Source organism: Sphingomonas sp. Leaf339 (assembly GCF_001426195.1).
Taxonomy (GTDB): Bacteria; Pseudomonadota; Alphaproteobacteria; order Sphingomonadales; family Sphingomonadaceae; genus Sphingomonas.
Genome location: NZ_LMRS01000045.1, coordinates 100,685 through 123,116, shown reverse-complemented (window position 1 = coordinate 123,116; position 22,432 = coordinate 100,685). Strand labels below are relative to the sequence as shown.

Annotated in this window: 20 protein-coding genes; 14 read left to right on the top strand and 6 right to left on the bottom strand. The window is 65.3% G+C overall.

Annotation, left to right across the window (positions count from 1 at the left end; all coding sequences use genetic code 11):
• Positions 1-242: 242 nt before the first annotated feature.
• From ASG67_RS14730 to ASG67_RS14680, 11 genes are all read left to right on the top strand, one after another.
• Complete coding sequence (locus ASG67_RS14730) at positions 243-1,061, top strand: N-acetylmuramoyl-L-alanine amidase family protein (RefSeq protein ID WP_414887679.1); 819 nt, start codon at positions 243-245, stop codon at positions 1,059-1,061.
• 119 nt (positions 1,062-1,180) lie between these two features.
• A complete protein-coding gene (locus tag ASG67_RS14725) occupies positions 1,181-3,637 on the top strand; it encodes a penicillin-binding protein 1A (RefSeq protein ID WP_056531684.1) in 2,457 nt (818 codons plus the stop codon).
• A gap of 112 nt (positions 3,638-3,749) precedes the next feature.
• Positions 3,750-4,877, top strand: coding sequence for a peptide chain release factor 2 (gene prfB / locus ASG67_RS14720; protein ID WP_056531682.1), 1,128 nt, complete (start codon positions 3,750-3,752; stop codon positions 4,875-4,877).
• Positions 4,874-5,635, top strand: a complete 762-nt coding sequence (locus ASG67_RS14715; protein ID WP_414887657.1) for a class I SAM-dependent methyltransferase — start codon at positions 4,874-4,876, stop codon at positions 5,633-5,635. Before prfB ends, ASG67_RS14715 begins: the two co-directional genes overlap by 4 nt.
• The gene (locus ASG67_RS14710; protein WP_056531680.1) at positions 5,632-6,426 is read left to right on the top strand and encodes a thymidylate synthase; all 795 of its coding nucleotides are present in this window, start codon (positions 5,632-5,634) and stop codon (positions 6,424-6,426) included. Before ASG67_RS14715 ends, ASG67_RS14710 begins: the two co-directional genes overlap by 4 nt.
• A 54-nt stretch (positions 6,427-6,480) precedes the next feature.
• Positions 6,481-6,999 carry a hemerythrin domain-containing protein gene (locus tag ASG67_RS14705; protein WP_056531677.1) on the top strand — a complete coding sequence of 173 codons (519 nt, stop codon included), beginning with the start codon at positions 6,481-6,483 and terminating at the stop codon, positions 6,997-6,999.
• 54 nt (positions 7,000-7,053) lie between these two features.
• The gene (locus ASG67_RS14700) at positions 7,054-7,512 is read left to right on the top strand and encodes a dihydrofolate reductase (protein WP_056531676.1); all 459 of its coding nucleotides are present in this window, start codon (positions 7,054-7,056) and stop codon (positions 7,510-7,512) included.
• A 71-nt stretch (positions 7,513-7,583) separates the two neighbouring features.
• Positions 7,584-8,519 (top strand): bifunctional riboflavin kinase/FAD synthetase, encoded by a 936-nt coding sequence (locus ASG67_RS14695; protein WP_056531674.1) that lies wholly within the window; start codon positions 7,584-7,586, stop codon positions 8,517-8,519.
• Positions 8,516-11,449 carry an isoleucine--tRNA ligase gene (gene ileS, locus ASG67_RS14690; protein ID WP_056531672.1) on the top strand — a complete coding sequence of 978 codons (2,934 nt, stop codon included), beginning with the start codon at positions 8,516-8,518 and terminating at the stop codon, positions 11,447-11,449. The genes ASG67_RS14695 and ileS overlap by 4 nt, the downstream gene beginning before the upstream one ends.
• Positions 11,446-11,952, top strand: a complete 507-nt coding sequence (gene lspA / locus ASG67_RS14685) for a signal peptidase II (protein WP_056531936.1) — start codon at positions 11,446-11,448, stop codon at positions 11,950-11,952. Before ileS ends, lspA begins: the two co-directional genes overlap by 4 nt.
• Positions 11,945-12,406 (top strand): DUF3035 domain-containing protein, encoded by a 462-nt coding sequence (locus ASG67_RS14680; protein ID WP_056531669.1) that lies wholly within the window; start codon positions 11,945-11,947, stop codon positions 12,404-12,406. Before lspA ends, ASG67_RS14680 begins: the two co-directional genes overlap by 8 nt.
• 321 nt (positions 12,407-12,727) lie before the next feature.
• Here ASG67_RS14680 and ASG67_RS14675 read toward each other — a convergent pair whose 3' ends face one another.
• Positions 12,728-13,579 (bottom strand): TorF family putative porin, encoded by an 852-nt coding sequence (locus ASG67_RS14675; protein WP_056531667.1) that lies wholly within the window; start codon positions 13,577-13,579, stop codon positions 12,728-12,730.
• Between the two features lie 211 nt (positions 13,580-13,790).
• Positions 13,791-14,555: a WecB/TagA/CpsF family glycosyltransferase gene (locus ASG67_RS18525; protein WP_162244369.1), complete on the bottom strand. Its 765-nt coding sequence runs from the start codon at positions 14,553-14,555 to the stop codon at positions 13,791-13,793.
• A 150-nt stretch (positions 14,556-14,705) separates the two neighbouring features.
• Here ASG67_RS18525 and ASG67_RS14660 point away from each other — a divergent pair, with 150 nt between their 5' ends.
• The 3 genes from ASG67_RS14660 (at position 14,706) to ASG67_RS14650 (ending at position 17,522) form a co-directional block, all read left to right on the top strand.
• Positions 14,706-15,419 carry a PIG-L deacetylase family protein gene (locus ASG67_RS14660; RefSeq protein ID WP_056531663.1) on the top strand — a complete coding sequence of 238 codons (714 nt, stop codon included), beginning with the start codon at positions 14,706-14,708 and terminating at the stop codon, positions 15,417-15,419.
• On the top strand, positions 15,412-16,836 hold the full coding sequence (locus tag ASG67_RS19010; protein ID WP_162244368.1) for a protoporphyrinogen/coproporphyrinogen oxidase: 1,425 nt from the start codon (positions 15,412-15,414) through the stop codon (positions 16,834-16,836). Before ASG67_RS14660 ends, ASG67_RS19010 begins: the two co-directional genes overlap by 8 nt.
• A gap of 95 nt (positions 16,837-16,931) precedes the next feature.
• On the top strand, positions 16,932-17,522 hold the full coding sequence (locus tag ASG67_RS14650; protein ID WP_162244367.1) for a sugar transferase: 591 nt from the start codon (positions 16,932-16,934) through the stop codon (positions 17,520-17,522).
• Here ASG67_RS14650 and ASG67_RS14645 read toward each other — a convergent pair.
• The 4 genes from ASG67_RS14645 to ASG67_RS14630 are packed head-to-tail and all read right to left on the bottom strand — an operon-like array spanning position 17,503 to position 22,428.
• A complete protein-coding gene (locus ASG67_RS14645; RefSeq protein ID WP_235535234.1) occupies positions 17,503-18,852 on the bottom strand; it encodes a mechanosensitive ion channel family protein in 1,350 nt (449 codons plus the stop codon). The two genes, ASG67_RS14650 and ASG67_RS14645, sit on opposite strands and share 20 nt — an antisense overlap.
• Complete coding sequence (gene metC / locus ASG67_RS14640) at positions 18,849-20,045, bottom strand: cystathionine beta-lyase (RefSeq protein ID WP_056531657.1); 1,197 nt, start codon at positions 20,043-20,045, stop codon at positions 18,849-18,851. The genes ASG67_RS14645 and metC overlap by 4 nt, the downstream gene beginning before the upstream one ends.
• Positions 20,042-20,872 (bottom strand): sulfurtransferase, encoded by an 831-nt coding sequence (locus tag ASG67_RS14635; RefSeq protein ID WP_056531655.1) that lies wholly within the window; start codon positions 20,870-20,872, stop codon positions 20,042-20,044. The genes metC and ASG67_RS14635 overlap by 4 nt, the downstream gene beginning before the upstream one ends.
• Before the next feature lie 8 nt (positions 20,873-20,880).
• Complete coding sequence (locus ASG67_RS14630) at positions 20,881-22,428, bottom strand: cryptochrome/photolyase family protein (RefSeq protein ID WP_056531652.1); 1,548 nt, start codon at positions 22,426-22,428, stop codon at positions 20,881-20,883.
• Between the last annotated feature and the right edge of the window lie 4 nt (positions 22,429-22,432).

The window sequence follows — 22,432 nt, the reverse complement described above, 5'->3', positions numbered from 1 at the left end:
CGACGCTGGACGACGCGCCGCGACGGATCGCGATCGACCTGCCCGAAACGATCGCCAGCGGCCCGACCCGGGCGAGCGGCCCGGTCGCGGCGGTACGGCAACAACGCACCGCGACCGGCACGCGGCTGGTGTTCGACCTGAAACGACCCGTCGTGATCGTCGATGGCAGTTTCGATGCGGACGGGCGCGAACTGACGCTGGCGCTGAAGCCCGTCGACAACGCGACCTTCGCCGAGGCAAGCATGTCCGGACCGCTCGATTTCTTTCCGTTCAACCTGTCGTTCGGGCGGCGACCCCGATATCGGGTGTCGGTGCCAGTGCCGCCACCGGCCAAGGCCCCGCCGCTGCCCAGGGTGCGTGGCGACGATGCCCGGCCGCTGGTGGTGATCGATGCGGGCCATGGCGGCGTCGATCCCGGCGCGATCAATCCTGCCACGCGCCTGCGCGAAAAGGACGTGACGTTGCGGATCGCGCGCGCGATCCGGCAGGAACTGCTCGCCAGCGGGCGGGTGCGGGTGGCGTTGACGCGTGACAGCGACAAATATCTGGTGCTGCGCGAACGATACGGCATCGCCCGCCGGCTGAAGGCGGACCTGTTCATCTCGATCCATTGCGACAGCGTGGGATCGCCGGACGCGCGCGGCGCATCGGTCTATACCCTGTCGGAGGTCGCATCGGACAAGGAAGCGGCGCGGCTGGCGGCGCGCGAGAACAAGGCCGACGTGATCGCCGGTGTGAACCTGGGCGAGGCGGGCGAGGACGTGTCGTCGATCCTGATCGACCTGACCCGCCGCGAGACGATGAACAATTCCGCCACCTTCGCCCGCCTGCTGGGCCGCGAGGCGCGGACGCTGGTGCCGATGAAGGCCAATTTCCACCGGATGGCGTCGCTAATGGTGCTGAAGGCGCCGGACATGCCGTCGATCCTGTTCGAGACCGGCTATATCTCGAACCCGCAGGACGCCGATTTCCTCGATTCGACCGAGGGGCGCGAGCGGATCGCCGAAAGCGTGCGCCGCGCGGTGGAGGTGCATTTTGCCAAGCGGATGGCGGTGCGATAACCACCCGCCACGCACACCGCTGGCCACGCCGCTGGCGAGCGGCGATCAAGCTGGTATAGGGTCGTGGTGATGGTCCGCGTATCTTTCCGCCCGTTCGTGCCCGTGTCGGGTTCCGCCGCATGAGCGAGGGCGTGGCGGGAAACTGGTGGCGGCGCTGGTGGGTCAAGCTGCTGGCTGTGCTCGTGCTGCTTGCGGGAATAGCGTCGCTGCTGCTGTGGCTGCTCGTCATTCGCGGTCTGCCGTCGGTGGATCAGCTGCGCACCTATGAGCCGCCCTTGCCGACGAACGTGCGTGGCGGCGACGGCGTGCCGGTGCAATCCTACGCGCGCGAGCGACGGGTGGAGCTGGCCTATTCGGAATATCCGCCGATGCTCGTGAAGGCATATCTGGCCGCCGAGGACCGGACGTTCTTCGACCATCACGGCGTCGATTTTCCGGGGCTGGCGGGCGCGGTCGTCGATTACGCGTCGAAGCTGGGCACCGGCCGCCGGGCCAGGGGCGGATCGACGATCACCCAACAGGTGGCCAAGAACCTGTTGATCGGCAACGAATATTCGCCGACCCGCAAGCTGAAGGAGGCGATCCTCGCCTACAAGATCGAGGATACGCTGACCAAGCAACAGATCCTCGAACTATATCTGAACCAGATCGCGCTGGGACGGAACGCCTTCGGGGTAGAGGCGGCGGCGCACGCCTATTTCGACAAGGAACTGGACCAGCTGACGCTGGCGCAGATGGCGTATCTGGCGATCCTGCCCAAGGGGCCGTCGAACTACGATCCCGTCCGCCATCCCGAACGCGCCATGGAACGCCGCGATTATGTGTTGCGCGAAATGCTGCGCAACGGTTTCATCACGGCCGGTCAGGCGAGCGAGGCGCGCGGCGAGCCGCTGGGCACGGTGTTGCGGCGGACGCCGAAATATGAGGCGTTCGGCGGTTATTTCGTCGAGGAGGTCCGTCGGTTGCTGATCGCGCGGTTCGGCGAGACGGCGAAGGCGGGGCCGCTCAGCGTGTACGAAGGTGGACTGTGGGTACGCACCTCGCTCGACAAGAGGTTGCAGGAACTGGCGGCGCAGGCGTTGCGCGACGGCCTGATCCGTTTCGACGGTGGGCGTGGCTGGTCGGGGCCGATCCGCCATGTCGACATCGTCGGTGACAACTGGCTGCAACCGCTGCTGAACACCAATATCGGGCTGGATTACAACGACTGGCGCGCCGGCATCGCGATCGCGCGCGACGGCGATCGCTGGCAGATCGGCTTCGCCAACGGCAAGACGGGCACGCTGCCGCGCCGGTCCGCGCAGATGCCGCGGCGCGGCACGGCGACGGCGGCGTTCGGGGCGATCGAGCCGGGCGACATCATCGCGGTAGCGCCATCGGGCAGCGAATGGGCGCTACGGTCGATCCCGCGCATCTCCGGCGGTTTCGTGGTCGAGGAGCCGGCGACCGGCCGGGTGCTCGCGATGCAAGGTGGCTTCGATGCACGCATCCAGGCGTTCAACCGTGCGACACAGGCGATGCGTCAGCCGGGATCGACGATCAAGCCGATCATCTATTCGGCGGCGCTGGAGAACGGCATGACGCCGGCGTCGATCATCGTCGACGGGCCGTTCTGCGTCTATCAGGGGGCGCGGCTGGGCAACAAATGCTTCCGCAACTTCGCCAACATGCGCGCGGCCGGGCCGAAGACGATGCGCTGGGGCATCGAACAATCGCGCAACCTGATGACGGTGCGTACCGCCGCGCAGACGGGGATGCCGCGCGTGGTCGATGTGATGAAGCGGATGGGGATCGGCGATTATCCGCCGTACCTGTCGTTCGCGCTGGGTGCGGGCGAGACGACGGTCGGGCGGATGGTGAACGCCTATGCGATGCTGGCCAATAACGGTCGCGGCAACGCGCCTAGCCTGGTCGATTTCGTGCAGGATCGCCACGGCAAGGTCGTGTTCCCCGACAATTGGCGCCCCTGCGACAATTGCAACGCGCGCGACTGGAACGGCGGCGCGATGCCGCGGCCAGGCAGCCGGATGCGGCAGGCGATCGACGCGCAGACCGCGTATCAGATGGTCCACATCACCGAGGGCGTGATCCAGCGCGGCACCGCCACGATCCTGCGCGATCTCGACCGGCCGATGTTCGGCAAGACCGGGACGACCACCGGGCCGACCGACGTCTGGTTCATCGGCGGGACGCCGCAGTTCGTCGGCGGCCTGTACATCGGGTACGACACGCCGCGTAATCTCGGCGGGGCGGAGGGTGGCACGGTGGCCGCGCCGATCTTCAAGCAGTTTGCGGTCAAGGCGTATGAGGGCCTGGAGAAATTGCCCTTCCGCGCGCCGGCCGGCATCCGCATGGTACGGATCGACCGGATGAGCGGGCGGCCGGTGTTCGGCACCTTCCCGACCGACACCGATCCGAAGGCGGCGGTGATCTGGGAAGCGTTCAAACCCGAGACCGAACCGCGCCGCGCATCGCGTCGCAACGGTCCCGCAGCCACCACCGCCGCCCCTGCCGCGACGCAGACGCAAGCGCCGCGCGACAGCGATTTCTTGCAAAGGGAAGGCGGAATCTACTAGCCGCCCTATATCGTCATACCGGCGAAAGCCGGTATCTCCGACCGCAGGGACGGATCCGGTGGAGGAGATGCCAGCGTTCGCTGGTATGACGGATGAGTTTTGGAGAACTGCAATGCGCGCCGAAGCGCAGGCTCATGTCGATACGATCAACGAAGCGCTGGCCTTGCTGCGCCGTTTTCTGGATTGGGACCGCGCCCTGCGCCGTCTCGACGAACTGAACGCGCGCGTCGAGGATCAGGCGCTGTGGAACGATCCCAAGGCCGCTCAGGAGGTGATGCGCGAACGTCGCCGGCTGGACGAAGCGATCGCCGCGACGCGCGCGATCGAGGCGGAGCTGGACGGGACGGTCGAGCTGATCGAACTTGCCGATGCCGAGGGCGATACCGCACTGGCGGACGAGGGCGCACAGAGCCTCGCCGAACTCGCCGCCCGCGCGGACCGCGACAAGGTGAAGGCGCTGCTGGCCGGCGAGGCCGATGGCAACGACACCTATATTGAGGTGAACGCCGGCGCCGGCGGTACCGAGAGCCAGGATTGGGCCGGGATGCTCAGCCGGATGTATTCGCGCTGGGGCGAGCGGCACGGCCTGAAGGTGGAACTGGTCGACCAGCATTCGGGCGAGCAGGCGGGCATCAAGTCCGCCACGCTGCTGCTGAAGGGCGAGAACGCGTACGGTTATGCCAAGACCGAATCGGGCGTGCATCGTCTGGTGCGGATCAGCCCATACGACTCGGCGGCGCGGCGGCACACGTCGTTCGCGTCCGTGTGGGTCTATCCGGTGGTCGATGACAATATCGAGGTCGAGTATAACGAAAGCGACCTGCGCATCGACACGTATCGCGCGTCGGGTGCGGGGGGCCAGCACATCAACACGACCGATTCGGCGGTGCGGATCACGCATATCCCGACTGGCATCGTCGTTCAGTGCCAGAACCAGCGATCGCAGCACAAGAACAAGGCAGAGGCGTACAACCAGTTGCGTGCCCGCCTGTACGAACGTGAACTCGCCATCCGCGAACAGGCGGCCAATGCCGAAAATGCCGGCAAGACCGATATCGGCTGGGGCCATCAGATCCGGTCCTATGTCCTGCAACCGTACCAGATGGTGAAGGACCTGCGCACCGGCATCGTGTCGACCAGCCCGTCCGACGTGCTGGACGGCGATCTCGACCCGTTCATGGCGGCAGCACTGTCGCAACGGGTCACGGGTGAGGTGGCCGAGGTGGAGGACGTGGATTGAGCCTGCCCCGGACCGGATTGCTGGCCATCCTGCTGCTAGGCGTCACGCTGGGCGCGTGCGACGGGTCCAAGCCGCTCATCAAGCATGAGCCGAAGCAGCCCGAATTCCCGGTCGCCGACCGGCCGGTGGCGCATATCGTGTCGCCGCGCTGGTCGAACGAGGAAGCGCGCGACCGGGTGCGCGAGGCAGCGACGGTGATGGACAAGGCGTCGATCCGTACCGGCATGACGGTCGCCGACATCGGCGCGGGCGAGGGATATTACACGATCCGCCTCGCCGCGCGGGTGGGCGAGGACGGCCGTGTGCTGGCGGAGGACGTGGTCGCCGCCACCCGCGACCAACTGGCCGAACGCGTATCGCGCGAGCGGCTGGAGAATGTCAGCGTACGGCTGGGCACACCCGCCGATCCTAAGCTGCCGGACAACAGTTTCGACCGGGTGCTGATGGTGCATATGTATCATGAGATCGAGCAGCCATATGAATTCCTGTGGCGGCTGCGCCCGTCGCTGAAACCCGATGGACTGGTCGTGGTGGTCGATGCCAACCGCCCGACACGCGATCATGGCACGCCGCCCGAATTGCTGCGCTGCGAATTCGCCGCAGTCGGATATGTGCCGGTGTCGTTTGAGGCGATGCCCAGCGCCGGCGGGTATTTCGCGACGTTCCGTGTCCAAGGTCCGCGCCCGGAGCCGGAGGCGATCAAGCCGTGCCGGATGCAGCCGGCGCCCGCCGCCAATACGGGCGTCGCGCATCCATGAGGCCGTATCTCGACCTGATGGACCGGGTGCTGACGACCGGGTCGGCGCAGATGGACCGCACCGGCACGGGGACGCTGTCGGTGTTCGGTGCGCAGATGCGGTTCGACCTGCGCGCCGGTTTTCCGGTGCTGACGACCAAGAAGCTGCATCTGCGGTCGATCATCGTCGAACTGCTGTGGTTCCTGCGCGGCGACACCAACGTGCAGTGGCTGCGCGACCGCAAGGTGAGCATCTGGGACGAATGGGCGGACGAGGCGGGTGATCTCGGCCCCGTCTATGGCAAGCAATGGCGCGACTGGGAGGCGGCGGATGGCCGCCACATCGACCAGATCGCCGAACTGGTGACGACGATCCGCGACAACCCCGCCTCGCGCCGGCAGATCGTGACCGCGTGGAATCCGGGCGAGCTGCACGCGATGGCATTGTCGCCCTGCCATTGCCTGTTCCAGACGCATGTTGCGGACGGGCGGCTGTCGCTGCAACTGTACCAGCGGTCGGCCGACATCTTTCTGGGCGTGCCGTTCAACATCGCGAGCTATGCCCTGCTGACGCACATGCTGGCGCAGCAATGCGGGCTGGAGGTGGGCGACTTCATCTGGACCGGCGGCGATTGCCATCTGTATTCGAACCATCTCGATCAGGCCCGCACGCAACTGGCGCGCGATCCGGGGCCGTTGCCGCGACTGGAGATCCTGCGGCGACCGGATGCGATCGACGGGTATGAGCCGGAGGATTTCGTGCTCCACGATTACGTCGCGCAGCCGCATATCAAGGCGCCGGTCGCGGTCTGATCCGAGAGTAATTCGCAAGAGGAACGGCTAGCCCCTGTCCGCGGTTGGGCGGGCATGGACATCACGCAACTCATCCTCGACGAGCATGCCGAACAGCGGAAGCTCTTTTCCCAGATCGAACAGATCGATCGCAGCGACAAGGCCGCGCTGGGCGCGATCTGGAACCGGCTGAAATCGCTGCTTGATAGCCATGCCGAGGCTGAGGAGCGGTTCTTCTACCCGCGCCTGATGGAGATCGGCACCGGTGGCGGCGATGCCGATTCGGCCGCCGAGGAAACCGAAGACGCGATCGAGGATCACAACGACATCCGCGACACGGGCGAGGCGGTCGACAAACATCCGATCGGCAGCGACGAATGGTTCGAGGCGATCAACAAGTGCAACGAAGCCAACAGCGACCACATGGCTGAAGAAGAACGGCAGGGCCTGACCGACTTCCGCCGCCACGCCTCGCTGGAGGAACGCCACGCGCTGGCGGTGCGGTTCGCGCAGTTCGAGGCCGAGCACCGGATGGGCGTGAAGCCGGTCGACAAGGACCCCAAGGCGTATGTGAAGGAACATGCGCCGGATTGATGGCCGATTGATTGCCCGATTGATTGGCCCTCACGGTTTGGGCAGGGGTAAGCGATGATCAGCTTTCACCTTGCCCGCGCCGACAATGGCGTGATCGGCGTCGATGGCCGGTTGCCCTGGCACATCCCGGCCGACCTGAAGCGTTTCAAGGCACAGACGCTGGGACGGGCGATGGTGATGGGACGCAAGACGTTCGACAGCTTCCCGTCGCCGTTGCCGGGCCGTCGGCATATCGTCCTGACACGCGATATGACATGGACGGCGGCGGGGGCCGAGGTGGTTCATTCGGTCGCGGAGGCGCTGGCGCTGGCGGGCGACGACGCAGCGGTGATCGGCGGCGCCGAGGTGTTTGCCCTGTTCGAACCCGACCGGGTGGAACTGACCGAGGTGCACTGTTCGCCAGAGGGCGATGCGGTGGTGCCGCCCTTCGACGCGTGGAACGAGGTGTTTCGTGAGGAGCATCCGGCCGAGGGCGATCGGCCGGGCTATAGTTTCGTGACGCTGGTTCGATAGCCGCGCCCCAACGACGGCATGCGGCCGCAACCCCACTCGCTATCCTCCCCATGCAAAGCTAAGGCGCGGCGATGCAGCGGCTTGACGGCGGCTCGGCCATTCCTCCGCATCTGGCGGGCGGGATCGTCGCGCTGGGTAATTTCGACGGATTTCATCTCGGCCACCAGGCGGTGGTCGGGGAGGCGGTGGCGCGGGCGCGCGCCGAAGGACGACCGGCACTGGTCGCGACGTTCGATCCGCATCCCGTGCGCCACTTCCGCCCCGATGCGGCGCCGTTCCGGCTGACGACGCTCGACCAGCGTGAGCGGTTGTTCGCGGCGGCGGGGGCGGATGCGATGGTGGTGTTCGGCTTCGATGGCGCACTGGCCGGGCTGGACGCGGAGGCGTTTGTCGCCGAGCGGCTGGTGGGCGCCCTGCGCGTCGGTGGCGTGGTGACGGGTGAGGATTTCACCTTCGGCCGGCACAAGGGCGGCAACGTCGCGGTGCTGCGCGCGGCCGGCATCGCGCATGGCTTTTCCACCGATGCGGTGGGGGCGGTGACGCTGAACGGCGACACGGTGTCGTCCACTGCGATCCGCACGCATCTTAAAAATGGTGAGGTGCGCGAGGCGGCGCGCTTGCTGACGCGGCCCTACACGATTGCGGGCGTCGTGCAGCATGGCGACAAGGTGGGCCGGACGATCGGTTATCCCACTGCCAATATCGACATGGGGAACTACCTGCGCCCCGCCTATGGCATCTATGCGGTGCGCGGCCGCCTCGACGACGGACAGGTGCTGAACGGCGCCGCCAATCTGGGCATCCGCCCGCAATTCTCGCCGCCCAAGGAATTGCTGGAGCCGTATTTCTTCGACTTCGACGGCGACCTGTACGGCCGCACGATCGAGGTGTCGCTGATCGAGTATCTGCGGCCCGAAGCGAAGTTTGACGGGCTGGCCGCGTTGATCGAACAGATGGACGCCGATTGTGCGCGGGCGCGGGAGGTTCTAAGCGGCACGCACTCATGACTGACGCTGCTGACACCACCCCGCACGACGCCACCCGCGATTGGCGCGATACCGTCTTCCTGCCGAAGACCGATTTCCCGATGAAGGCAGGGCTCGCCGCCAAGGAACCGGCGATCCTGGAACGCTGGGCGCGGATCGGGGTGTACGACACGCTGCGGCGGGAGCGCAGCGGGCGCGAGCGCTTCATCCTGCATGACGGCCCGCCCTATGCCAATGGCGACATCCACATGGGTCACGCCATGAACAAGGTGCTGAAGGACATCATCGTCCGCAGTCAGACCCTGATGGGCAAGGACGCGCCCTATGTCCCCGGCTGGGACTGCCACGGCCTGCCGATCGAATGGAAGGTCGAGGAGGCCTATCGCGCCAAGAAGCTGAACAAGGACGACGTGCCCGTCGACCAGTTCCGCGCCGAATGCCGCGCCTATGCCGAAAAATGGGTTGCGGTGCAGCGCGTGCAGTTCGAGCGGCTGGGCGTGATGGGCGACTGGGCCGACCCGTATCTGACGATGAAATACGAGGCCGAGGCGGCGATCGTCGGCGAGCTGCTGAAGTTCGCCGAAAGCGGCCAGCTCTATCGCGGCGCCAAGCCGGTAATGTGGTCGCCGGTGGAAAAGACCGCGCTGGCCGAGGCCGAGGTCGAATATGAGGACGTCGTGTCGACGCAGATCGACGTGGCGTTCGAGATCGTCGATGCGCCCAACGCGCCGGAACTGGTCGGCGCGCATGCGGTGATCTGGACGACGACGCCGTGGACCATCCCGGTGAACCAGGCGCTGAGTTACGGGCCTGAGATCGAGTATGTGGTCGTCGAGGTCGACGGCCGTCGCCTGTTGCTTGCTGAAGCGTTGGTCGCTTCTGCCCAATCCCGTCATTCCCGCGCAGGCGGGAATCCAGATGCTCAGACGTCAGCGATTATGGATCCCCGCCTAGGCGGGGATGACGACGTGTTGTGGCGCGGCAAGGGCTCCGATCTCGAAGGCGCCACCGCAAACCACCCGATGCACCACCTCGGCGGGTTCTTCGCCAAGCCACGCCCGTTCCTGCCGGGTGATTTCGTTACCACCGATGCCGGCACCGGCCTCGTCCACATGGCGCCCGATCACGGTGAGGACGATTTCCTACTGTGCAAGCAATACGGCATCGACCCCGTGTTCGCGGTCGATGGCGCAGGGATGTATCGCGCCGACTGGGCGTGGCTGGGCGGGCAGGGCTCGGTCATCAACAAGAAGTTCGTCGCTGCAGAAGGGCCGATCTGTACGGACCTGCGCGCGGCCGGCGCCCTGTTGGCGGCCAGCGACGACTTCGCGCACAGCTATCCGCATTCGTGGCGCTCGAAGGCGAAGGTGATCTTCCGCGCCACCCCGCAATGGTTCATCCCGATGGACAAGAGCGCGTCCGGCTCTGCGGCTAGCTTGCGGGAGGAGATAGGGGAGGGACTGTCCACCCCGAATAACGGTGCCACCCTGCGCGAAATCGCCCTCGACGCGATCACCGCCACCAAATGGGTGCCTGCCCGCGCCGAGAACCGCATCACCTCGATGGTCTCCGGCCGCCCCGACTGGGTCATCTCTCGCCAGCGCGCCTGGGGCGTGCCGATCGCGCTCTATGTCCATCGCCAGACCGGTGAGTATCTGAACGATCCTGCCGTCAACGCGCGGATCGTCGCGGCGTTTCGCGATGGTGGCGCGGATGCGTGGTTCACCGCCGACCACGCCGTGCTGCTCGGCGACGGATACGATCTGACTGATTACGAGCCGCAGCGCGACATCCTCGACGTGTGGTTCGATTCGGGCTGCACCCATGTCTTCACCGTTGAGGCGCGGTACGGCGAGGGCACCCGTGCCAACCTCTATCTGGAAGGGTCCGACCAGCATCGCGGCTGGTTCCAGTCGTCGTTGCTGGAAAGCTGCGGCACGCGCGGGCGGGCGCCCTATGATGCGGTGCTGACGCACGGCTTCGCGCTCGACGGTCAGGGCCGCAAGATGTCCAAGTCGCTCGGCAATGTCGTCGATCCGCTGAAGATCATCGGCGAAAGCGGCGCGGACATCCTGCGTATGTGGGTCGCCTCGACCGATTATTTCGACGACGTGAAGATCGGCAAGGAAGTGCTGGCGACGGCATCGGACGCCTATCGCAAGCTGCGCAACACGTTCCGCTATCTGCTCGGCGCGCTCGATGGGTTCGACGAGGCGGAGCGGGTGCCGGTCGCCGACATGCCTGAGCTGGAGCGGTATGTGCTGCACCGGCTGGCGATGCTCGATACCGAGCTGCGCGAGGCGGCGACGGGGTATGAGTTCAACCGCTATATCCGCCTGCTGACCGATTTCGCGAACGAGGACCTGTCGGCGTTCTTCTTCGACGTGCGCAAGGATAGCCTGTACTGCGACGCGCCGGATAGCGTGACGCGGCGCAGCTATCGAACCGTGCTCGACGTGCTGTACCACGCGCTGGTCCGCTATGCGGCGCCGGTGCTGTGCTTCACCGCCGAGGAAGTGTGGCAGGCGCGTTTCCCCAGCGAGGACCGGTCGGTGCATTTTCTGGAATGGCCGACGCTACCCGATCTGGCCGCCGACGGCGCGCTGATCGAGCGGTGGCGGACGTTGCGGCTGGTGCGCGGCGACATCAACGTGGCGCTGGAAAGTGCGCGGCGTGAAAAGCGCGTGCGGACCGGCCTGGAAGCCGATCTCGACGTGCGGATCGCGCTGGCGCCGCCGCTTCGCGCGATCGAGGAAGTCGGGCTGGATGCCTTTACCGAGATGTGCATCGCCGCCTCGGTCGAGGTCGCGCCGGGCGATACCGCCGGCGCCGCCGTCGCGGTCTTGGTGACGCCGACCGACAAGCACAAATGCGGCCGTTGCTGGCGGCATCTGCCAGAGGTCACGGTGGATGGCGCGCTGTGCGACCGCTGCACGTCGGTGGTCGCATGAGGGTGCCGGCGCGCGGCATTGGCGCCGCAATCGCGCTGTTTGTGGCGGACCAGTTGAGCAAATGGGCCGTTACCGGCCCGCTCGGCATCGATCATCTGGGTGCGTCGCAGGATCTGACCGGGTTCTTCTCGCTGCGCTTCGTGCCCAATATCGGCGTGTCGCTGGGGCTGTTGTCGGCCGACAGCGACGCCACCCGCTGGGCGCTGGTGGCGATGACGGGGCTGATCGCGGCGGGTGTCGCGGTGTGGATGACGCGTGAGGAGCATCCGCTCGATCAGGTCGCGTTGGGGCTGGTGCTTGGCGGCGCGCTCGGCAACATCCTTGATCGCATACGTTTTGGTTATGTCGTCGATTTCGCCGATCTGCATATCGGTGAGTGGCGACCGTTTTTGGTCTTCAATGTCGCTGACGCGGCGATTACGGTGGGGGTGCTGGTGCTGCTCGTCCGTGCGCTGCTGACCCGCGACAAGCCCCGGCCTTCTGTGGAGAGTCCCCATGCGTAACGTCGTTTTTCTGGCCGCGGGGCTTGCGCTCCTGTCCGGCTGTGCGAGCAAGTCGCTCGACCGGGCGCGGCCCGACGAGTTCGCCGTGGCACGGCAGGCGCCGCTGGTGATCCCGCCCGATTACGCGCTGGTCCCGCCGCAGCCGGGCGCCGCCCGGCCGCAGGATGCCGCAGGGCAGACGCAGACGCTCGACGCGATGTTCGGCGGCGCCGCCCCGCGCAGCGCGGCCGAGACGGCGACGTTGGATCAGGCGGGTGCCGATGCGGTCGACCCGGGCATCCGCTCGTCAGTCGGCGATCCGGGCACGAACGTGGTCGACAAGGGCGCCACGACCCGCGCCATCGTCGCCGCTCCCGCCGGTGACGGGCAGGACGCCCGCGCCACCGCCAATGGCGCCACGCCGACTGCGGCCCCGACGCCGGCTCCCGCCGCTACGCCGACGCCCAAGTCGTAAAGACGCGCCAACACCAACCATTCTTGCGAGCATGCGAAGTAACCCGGAGCCCCGCGCGAGGCTCCGGGTTGCTTCGCCATGGCGTGACGGACATGGATATACGGAGTTTGTAACGACGCGGCGGATGCCCGAAACCACGCGTCACCAGCGGCGCTGTCCTACAACGTCCGATCTCGCTATAGGCTGAAGAAAGACGATCTTTCTCAATGCGCTATAGCCCAGCCATCCCGCCGGAAATGGGCCGTTCTTGGCCTAACCTTAGCCTAACTTTCCAGATACGACACGGGCGGCGCCTTCCCCCCGGAAGCGCCGCCCGCTCGCTCAGAACGCGGCGGTCAGCGCGAACACCACGGTCGAGCCGGCGATCGAGCCGTTGCCATCCTGGCCCCGGCTGAAACTGGGCTGGAGATAGGCCGAATCGGACTTGCTGATGTTAGTGTCGGTGTACGCGACACCCACGGTTAGCGGCGTGCCCTTGATCGCGTAGTCGGCACCGACCAGCCAGTCGACATACTCGCCCGTCGGCGCGACGCTGGTCGCGAACGGTCCCAGGCCCTTGTTGCCGTTAGAATAGCCGAGATGGCCCTTCACGGTCAGGCCGGTGTTCGGGATGCCCGCACTGGCGTCACCCCAGATATAGAGGTTGTCGTCCTTGGCACCCCGATTTGTGTAATTGCCGCTAGCTGCGGCAGTGCCGTTCGCATACCAGGGGCCCAGCGCCTCCTGTTTGGGGGCATAGGCGACACCGGCGGTCAGGCTGGCCGGGCCGACGGTGCCCGACAACTTCGCATAAGGCTCGATGAAGTCGGTGTTGTTGAAGCCGGCCGGGTACATGTACCATGTCGCGCCGACGTCGAGCGTACCGCCGCCGACCGGCAGCTTGTAGCCCGCGATCAGGTCCAGCTCCATGTTGGCCCCGCCGAACGTGCCCCAGCCGGCCAGGTTCGATCCCCAGGTGCCAATGTACAGGCCGCTTTCATGCGCGATGGTGATGCCGCCCTGAACTGCGAGATTGCGGTCCGACTGCGATACGCCGCGAAAGCGATAATCGGACACCAGACCGACCGAACCGGTGACGGTGACCGGCTTGGGAGGAGCGGTTTCTTCCTGCGCGAGAGCAGGCGTAGCGGCCGCCAGGCAAAGCCCGCTGACCATGAGGTGCGAGAAGCGCATCGTTTCCCCTTTCGTGGGATAAGTCCGATGTCCCCGCCTGCGTATACCGGGATGCCGCGTCTTTGCCGGGAAGTGGTCCCGTGCGCGATCTGTCCACTGGTGTGGAGGACATGCCATTGGCCCCGTACCCGCACAAGAGCATTTGTGCGTGTGCGAAGCCGAGAGGCAACGGATGTTGCGCGGGAGACACAGGGTGCGCGTCTGGAACGCATCAGTCGCGCGTTCGGTGATTGGATCTCGCTCGCGATTGGTGACCGTCGGATTTGCCGGCCAGCGCCCACTTGAACGCAATGATCAAGATCGCAGGTCCATCCTGTAGATATCGCCGCCACAGGCGCCGGGGATCTTCGGCGATCCGCCACACAAATTCGAGACCGACGCGCTGGACGATTAAGGGGGCCCGCCGCTTGTGTCCGGTAACGTAATCCAGTCCCCCGCCGACGCATAAGGCCGTGCCGGTAACGGTTTCGGCATCCATCATCTCGGCGGCGATCATCTCCTGCTGCGGCGATCCGACGGCGAGGAAAATGTATCGATACCGTTCGCCCGCCACCCGCATCACGACGCAGTTCCGCGCATCTTCGTCATGCGCCAGTCCCATGGGGGGCGACACATGATCGATGGCAATATCCGGACGCATCAATCCGAGCGCTTCAACCATCCCAGCAGAGCCGCCGACGACGCAAATTCTGTCACCGGCTTCGATTATGTGTGCGAACATCGCAGCCACCAGATCCGATCCGGAAACGAGCCCGAGATGATGTCCCAGGATTCGGGCAAGGCGTTGAGCGATCCGGCCATCGCACAGCGATAGCCATGACCTCTCATACAAAGGCAATAGCCGGGGCTCTCTCGACAGGCGGACGAGATGATCGACGTTCGGCGTGACGACATACCGGAATGGCGCGTCGGTGCGACACGTTCGAAGTTGGCGCACCACCCCCGTGAAATCGACCGTCGAAAACGGCGCGTTCATTACCATAATTCGGTCAACAGGCATGTCGCGATACATCGGCTATTTTTCAAAAATGGGACAGTTTTTGATCGATGGGAAGCCTGCCGTATTTGACTATTGATTCAGTAATTTCCGCACGCCACGGCTGGAAATCAGGCGGGGGGCGTCGACATGCGATTATTTGATAACAAGCGCTGCCGGATACTGGCAATCGGCGCGCATCCTGATGATATCTTTCTTGGGGCGGGGGCATATCTGCTCCAATTGCGGCAGCAGGGACATCAGGTGCGTCTGTTGACCCTGACATCGGGTGCGCTTGGCGGCGACCGGGTTGCGCGGGAGAATGAAGAACGGGCAGCGGCGCGGCTTTGCGGGTTCGAGGTGACGTTCGGTTATCTGCCGGACGGGCATATCGCACTGCCGCAGGCGATCGATTGCATCGCATCGATGGTTGATGAGATTTGTCCCGATATGGTGCTGACCCATTCGCCCGCAGATACCCATCAGGACCATATTATTACGTCGCAGGCCACGGTGTCCGCCTGTCGCGATGTGGGCAACCTCTTCTATTACGAAGGACCATCGTCCACGCTGTTCGCGCCGACGATGACGGTAGACTGCACGGCGGGCTGGGCCACCAAGATCGCCGCGCTGGATTGTCATCGCAGCCAAATGCAGCGGCGGTCGTATATCGAATGGGCAAAGGCGGTGGGGGCTTACCGGGCATGGCCGCGTCATGTCGGGCGACCATGCGAAGCTTTTGCTGCGGTAAGGCACGATCCTTGCCATTTCCCGGCGATTTCCGACGATCGTTTCACCGATCAAACGCTGACCGAACGGACATATGTCGATGCTTCCGCAGAACGCCCCTACATCCATGCCTGATATGCCGGATTACGTCGACGTGGCGATCATCAGCGGCGGGCCGTGCGGGCTGGGCGCCGCATGGCGGCTTGAGCAATCCGCGACCGTATCGGGCGCGCCAAGTTATCTGCTGGTCGAAAAGGGCGAACTGGGAGGTAGCTCGCGATCGGTGACGACACCCGAGGGCTTCGTCTTCGATTTCGGCGGCCACATCCTCTATCCACATGCGAATTACGCGACGTTTGGCGAGCTGGTCGACACGCTGGTGGATGGCTGGGACAGATCGGTGCCGGTGCGTGGTGTGTTTTATGACGGCAAGCTGATCCCGTATCCGGTGCAACAGAACATCCATCACCTCGGGAAACGCAAGCTGGCCTCCGCGTTTGCGGGATTGGCGGCGGCGCGAGTGTCAAATGGCTTTCGGCGCGGCGGGCGGCATGAGGATCGGGGGCTCGCCGACCATCTCCGCCAACGTTTTGGGCGTGGACTAGCCCGACATGTGATGGAGCCGATCAATCAGAAAATGTGGTCTATCGCGCCGGCGGCGATGAGCAGCCAGTGGACACATCAACGGAGCGGTTCAAAGGTAGCCAACGTCGCCGACGTATCGCTGCGCAAGGTCGTTCGCAGCATCTTCACCGGGCAGGACCATGTCGGCTGGGACGATACGACAACCATTCCTTATCCACGCGGAGGCGGCACCGGTGCCATCTGGCGGACGCTGTCGGATCAACTGCCGGCGACGCGGGTGCGCACGGGCGCAGAGGTGGTGCGGATCGATACCGAAGGTCGGCGATTGTGGTTCGCCGATGGCGGGACGCTTTCTTACGGCAGTCTGATATCGAGTATGCCGCTCGATCTGCTGATGACGGTGTGTGGGTTGGAGACGACGCCTGATCTGCCGCCATTTCATTATGCCAGCGCGTCGTTCGTCGGCTTCGGTATCGAAGGCGCACCGCCGGCGTGGTTGACGGGTGTGCACTCGTTCCACTTGCCCGATCCAGACATCCCCTGCTGGCGGCTCTCGTTCCCGGCCAGCCTGTCCGATCGGAACGTACCAGATGCCGACCACTGGTCGATATTGTGCGAGATCAGTCACAATGACGGCCTGAATTACGACGTTGGTCAGGCGGCCGGGCGGATCGAGGGCCATCTGCGGCAGATCGGCATCATCCCGGTAGGGGCGAAGATCGTATCGTTGTGGCAGCATAGTATGGAGCACGGCTATCCCGTTCCGTTCTTTCGGCGGGATCATCTGCTAGGGGCGGTGCATGGCCTGCTGGAGAAGCGGCGCATCTTCAGTCGGGGGCGGTTCGGCGGGTGGAAGTACGAGGTGTCGAACATGGACCACCCCTTCATGCAGGGCGTGGAGGCGGTCGACCGGGTGCTGCACGGTACCGCGGAGACTACCTATGTCACGCCGGAAATGGTCAATTGACGCCGCCGGTCGTCAACCTGCCCATCGCGCAGCCGCATCAATCAGGGGATTATCATGAACGCGTATCCGCCTCGGCCGCGTTGCGAAGGCAACTGGTGGCTAAGCGGGTAATCGACGTTATTGCCGGGGTCGTCCTGCTGATCGCGCTGGCGCCGTTCCTGATGATGGTCGCCGTTGCGGTGCGGATGACGTCGCGGGGTAATGCGATCTATGCTGGAGAGCGATACGGGCTGAACAACAGGCGGTTTCCTTGCCTGAAATTTCGGTCGATGCGTCAGGACCAGGACGCGGTAATGCGCCGCAGCGGCCTCGCCATGGTTGGAGAGGATGGCCGCCCCCTGCTGCACGCCCGCGATCCGCGGATCACCCGGCTGGGGCATTGGCTCCGGTTGCTCAGTATCGACGAATTGCCGCAGATCGTAAACGTCATCCGGGGCGAAATGAGCCTTATCGGCCCTCGCCCGCTGGCGCTGTCGATGCTCGATCCATTTCCGCAATTCGCCGCCGCCCGTGCGGTGATGCGGCCAGGCATCACCGGCCTGTGGCAGGTCCGGGCTCGGCGGAAGAACGTCGGGGCGCTGGACATGCAGGCCGACGATCTCGAATATATCGCCAATTACTCACTGTTGCTGGACTTGAAAATTCTTTTCCTGACGGTGAACAAGATCATCCTGCCTGATCGCTGAACCCGTCGCGATGGGTCGTCGTCCGGTCAATGATCCGGATATCCCGGCGGGGGACGGGGATGTCGATGTCGTTGTCCTTCAACAGCCACCACAACCGGTTCAGCACGTCGGAACGGACATTGCCGACGCCACCCTCGGGGTCGCTGATCCAGGCGAGGATTTCGTGTTCGACGGCATAGTCGCCGTACGATGTCAGCCAGACATTGGGTTTGGGGCTGTTCAGCACGCGCGGGGATTCGCGCGCGGCCTGCAACATCAGTTGCTGGGCGACCCGCAGATCGCATTCGTAGGGGACGCCGACGGGAATGCGGACGCGGACGTTGCGGTCGGAGAAGGACCAGTTCTCCACCTCCTGCGTCATCAGGTTCTCGTTCGGGATCAGGTGTTCCTTGCCGTCGCGGGTGATGATCGAGACGGCGCGGACGCCGATCCGGTTCACGCGGCCGGCTTCCTGCCCGACGACGATGACGTCACCCGGCTTGATCGACCGGTCCATCAGCAGGATGATGCCGGCGATCAGGTTACCCACGGTCTTTTGCAGGCCGAACCCGACCGCCAGGCCGAGTGCGCCGGAAAAGACTGCGAAGGTCGTAAGATCAATGCCGAGCAAGTCAATGCCGAAGAAGAACGCGGCGATGATGACGACGATGCCGATCAGCTTCTGCGCGAGCAGTTTCTGCGTGGCGTCCAGGCTGCCGGTGCGGGTGATCCAGTGGGCGATGATGCGGTTGGCCAAGCGGACGACGGCGAACAGCACCACGATGGTCAGCATCATGGTGATGACGCTGAGCAAGGACAGGCGACGACGGCCGATGTTGATGCCGATCCGCTCCAGCACGGCGGTGATCGGATCGAGTCCTCCGACCGCCTGGCTAAGCAGCGCAACGAACGCGATCAGCGCGACCGACCAGCCGATCCAGCGCGGCAGGCCCAGGCCGCGCAAAATCTGGTGCGCGGTGAGTGCGGCGGCACTGCCGAGCGCGATGCCAACCGGCAACGCGGCGAATGATCCCCATGGATAGACCGCAAGCAGCAGTTCCAGCAGCAGTGCCGCAGTACCGTGGCGGACGATCGCGCACAAATGCGGAGCGACGCCCTCTCCCCAAGCGGGCTCGTGATGGCCGCCGACATGGTCCTTCCACCAGCGGGCGATGACGGGGCCGAGGTGGCGACCGGCCATGACGCCCGCGACGAGGCACAGCAGCACGAAGCCGCCGGCGATCGCCACCTCGGTCAGGTCGGCGCGGTCAGGCGTGTCGAAGCCGGTGGAATGCCACCAGACGGCAAAGGGGTTCGCGCCCCCCGTGGCAAGGACCGGCGGTGGCGTCATCCCCGCGCGGCGGCAAAGCGGGCAAGGCCGCGGTCGAGATCGGCGATCAGGTCGTCGGCATCCTCCAGCCCGATCTGCAGACGGATCATCGGCCCGGCGTGTTCGCGGCGGTTGACGCTGCGGTGGCGATGCGGATCGACGGGAATGGCAAGGCTTTCATAACCGCCCCAGCTATAGCCGATGCCGAAATGAGCGAGCCCGTCGATCAGGGCGGCACGCTCGGCCTCGTCGCCGCCGTTTAGAACGAACGAGAACAGGCCGGCGGGGCCGCGGAAATCGCGAACGAAGACGTCGTGGCCGGGGCAGTCGGGCAGGGCGGGGTGGAGGACGGTTGCGATCTCCGGCCGGCCCTTCAGCCAATGCGCGATCTTCAGCGCGCTTTCGCCATGTTGTTTCAGGCGGATCGCCATCGTGCGCAGGCCACGGCTGCCGAGCCACGCATCGTCGGGGGAGACGTGCTGGCCGAGTTGGAAACTGGTGTCGCGCAAGGCGGCGAAGCGGCCGGGGCCGGCGGTGACGGAGCCGAGCATGACGTCGGAATGACCGACGATATACTTGGTGCAGGCGAGGATCGTGTAATCGATGCCGAGCGCGATGGCGGGCAGCAGCAGCGGCGTCGCCCAGGTGTTGTCGAGCAGGGTCGCGATGTCGTGCGCCTTCGCGACCGCGACGATGGCGGGGATGTCCTGTACCTCGAAGGTCAGGCTGCCGGGACTTTCCATGAAGATCGCGCGCGTGTTCGGCCCGATCAGGTCGGCGATGCCGGCGCCGATCATCGGATCGTAGAAGCGGGTGGTGATGCCGAAACGCTTGAGCAGCCCGGTGGCGAGCCCACGGGTGGGATCATAGGCGCTGTCGACCAGCAACAGCTCGTCACCCGGTGACAGGATCGCGAGCAGCGCGGCGGCAATCGCGGCGACGCCGGAGGGATAGAGGAAGGTGCCCTCTGCGCCCGGCTCCAACTCGGTCAGCGCATCGGCAAGCGACCATTGCGTCGGCGTGCCGCGCCGGCCGTAGAACAGGCGGTGATGCGTATCGCGGCCGGCGGACTCGCGCAGATGCGCGACCGAATCGTACAGGATAGTCGACGCCCGCCAGACCGGCGTGTTGACGATGCCGGCGGTCCATTCGGGACGGCGACCGGCCTGCACGACCTGCGTGGCGGGTTTGTCGGAACGGGAATCGTTGCTCATGCGGTGCCGGTCGCCTTTGGGGTGGAGGGATCGCGGCCCCATTCGGACCAGCTGCCGTCATAGATCGCGGCCTCGCGGCCGAGCAGATGTACGCCAAACGCAAGCACCGCGGCGGTGACACCGGAGCCGCAGGTGGCGACGATGGGGGCGTCGAGATCCAGATCGGCGAATTCCACGGCGAGCGCATCGCCCTGTTTCCACGTGCCATCGGCGGTAAATAGGCGACCGTATGTGATGTTGCGCGATCCGGGGATATGACCGGGCGCAGCGCCGTGCGGATCGCCTTCATCGCCGGTGAAACGCGCAGGCGAGCGGGCGTCGATCAGTTGTTCGGCGCCGCTCGCCAGATTGGCGCGGACCTGCGCCATGTCGCGCAGTCGGGCCTCGTTGAACGACGGCGTTGCGGGATGCGGCGTAGGGGTGGCGGAGCCGATGGCAAGCGGGTGGTGCTCTGCGCGCCATTTGGCGATGCCGCCATCGAGGATCGCCACGTCGCCGATGCCATAGCTGCGGATCAGCCACCACGCCCGCGCAGCGGTCCGCCATGGCGATGCGTCGTAAAGGACGATGCGCTTGCCGTCGCCGATGCCAAGTGCTGACAGATGCGCTGCGACCTTTGCCGCGTCGGGCAGCATGTTGGGCAGGGACGACGCGGTATCGCGCAGGATAGCGAGGTCGAGGAAGACAGTGCCCGGGATATGCCCGGCCTCGAACTCCGCCCGTGCATCGCGGCCGAGCGATGCGTCGAGCAACGTCGCATCGACGACGATCAGATCGGGCGCGCCAAGTGCCTCGGCGAGCCAGTCGGTGGTTACCAGCGAGTCCATGGTCATGGTCAGTAACCAGCGTCTCCGCTGGCGTCGAGCCGGCTGAGAAAACGGGCGGCCTGTGCGCGGGTGTCGGCCTTGGCCTCCTCGGGCTGCTTCGCCCAGGTGCGGTAGGGCATCGCCATGCGGCGGTTGCGGCCGAGCGTATCCTCGTGACGGGCGATAAAATCCCAGTAGAGCGCGTTGAAGGGGCAGGCATCGTCGCCGATCCGCTTCTTCACGTTGTACCGACACTGCCCGCAATAATCGGACATGCGATCGATATAGGCGCCCGACGAAATATAGGGTTTGGAACCGACAAGGCCGCCATCGCCGAACTGGCTCATGCCCAATGTATTGGGCAGCTCGACCCATTCATAGGCGTCGATATAGACCTCCAGATACCATTCATGGACCTGCTTCGGGTCCGCGCCGATCAGCAGCGCGAAATTGCCCGTCACCATCAGCCGCTGGATATGATGTGCGTGCGCGGTGTCGAGCGTCTGGCCGATCGCCTCCGCCAGACAATGCATGTCGGTGTCGCCCGTCCAGTACCAGCCGGGGAGCGGTCGGTGATGGTCGAGCGCGTTACGATTCACATAATCTGGCCCCTCCCGCCAATAGATGCCGCGCATGAATTCGCGCCAGCCGATGATCTGGCGGACATAACCCTCAACCGAATTGAGCGGTGCGCGGCCGGCGCGGTATTCGGCCTCCGCCCGGCGGCACAGGTCGAGCGGATCGAGCAGGCCGGAGTTGATGTAGGGGCTGAGGATCGAATGCCAGAGATGCCGCTCGCCGGTGAGCATCGCATCCTCGTAATCGCCGAACTGCGGCAGGGCGTTGGCGAAGAACGCGGCGGCCTGTCGCTCGGCATCGACGGCGGTGACGGCATAATCGAATGCGTGGAGACTGCCGGGATGATCCGCGAAGCGGGCGGCGACGAGATCGAGCACCGCTCGTGTCGTCGCGTCGGGCGGGAACGATAGCGGGCCGGGCATCAGCAGGTCCGCCTTGGCCGGCTTGCGATTGTCCTTGTCGAAGTTCCAGCGATCGCCGGCGGGCTTGTCGCCGTCCATCAGCAGCCCGGTCTTGCGGCGCATGACGCGGTAGAACCACTCCATCGTCAGTTCGACGCGGCCGTCGTTCGCCCAATCGTCGAATTCGGCATGGGTGGCGACGAAGCGGGTGTCGGGGCGGATGTCGACGGGGATGCCGAACAGCGTCTCCCAGGCATCGATCATCGCGGCGACGCGCCACTCTCCCGCCTCGGTCACGACGATGCGGTCGGGGGCGTGGCGGGAAACGGCGCGGGCGATCTCGCCGGTGAAGCTGCCGCTGTTGTCGGGATCGTCGAGCGTGACGTAATCGACCGTCCAGCCGGCATCACGCAACGCATCGGCGTGGTGGCGCATGGCGGACAGGATATAGGCGATCTTGCGCTTGTGGTGGCGGACATAGGTCGTCTCGTCGGCGACCTCCATCATCAGGACGAGGGTATCGGCGGGGTTCGCGTCGTTCAGCGAAGACAGTGTCATCGTCAGTTGATCGCCCAGCACCGGGATCAGCGTTTTCATCGAG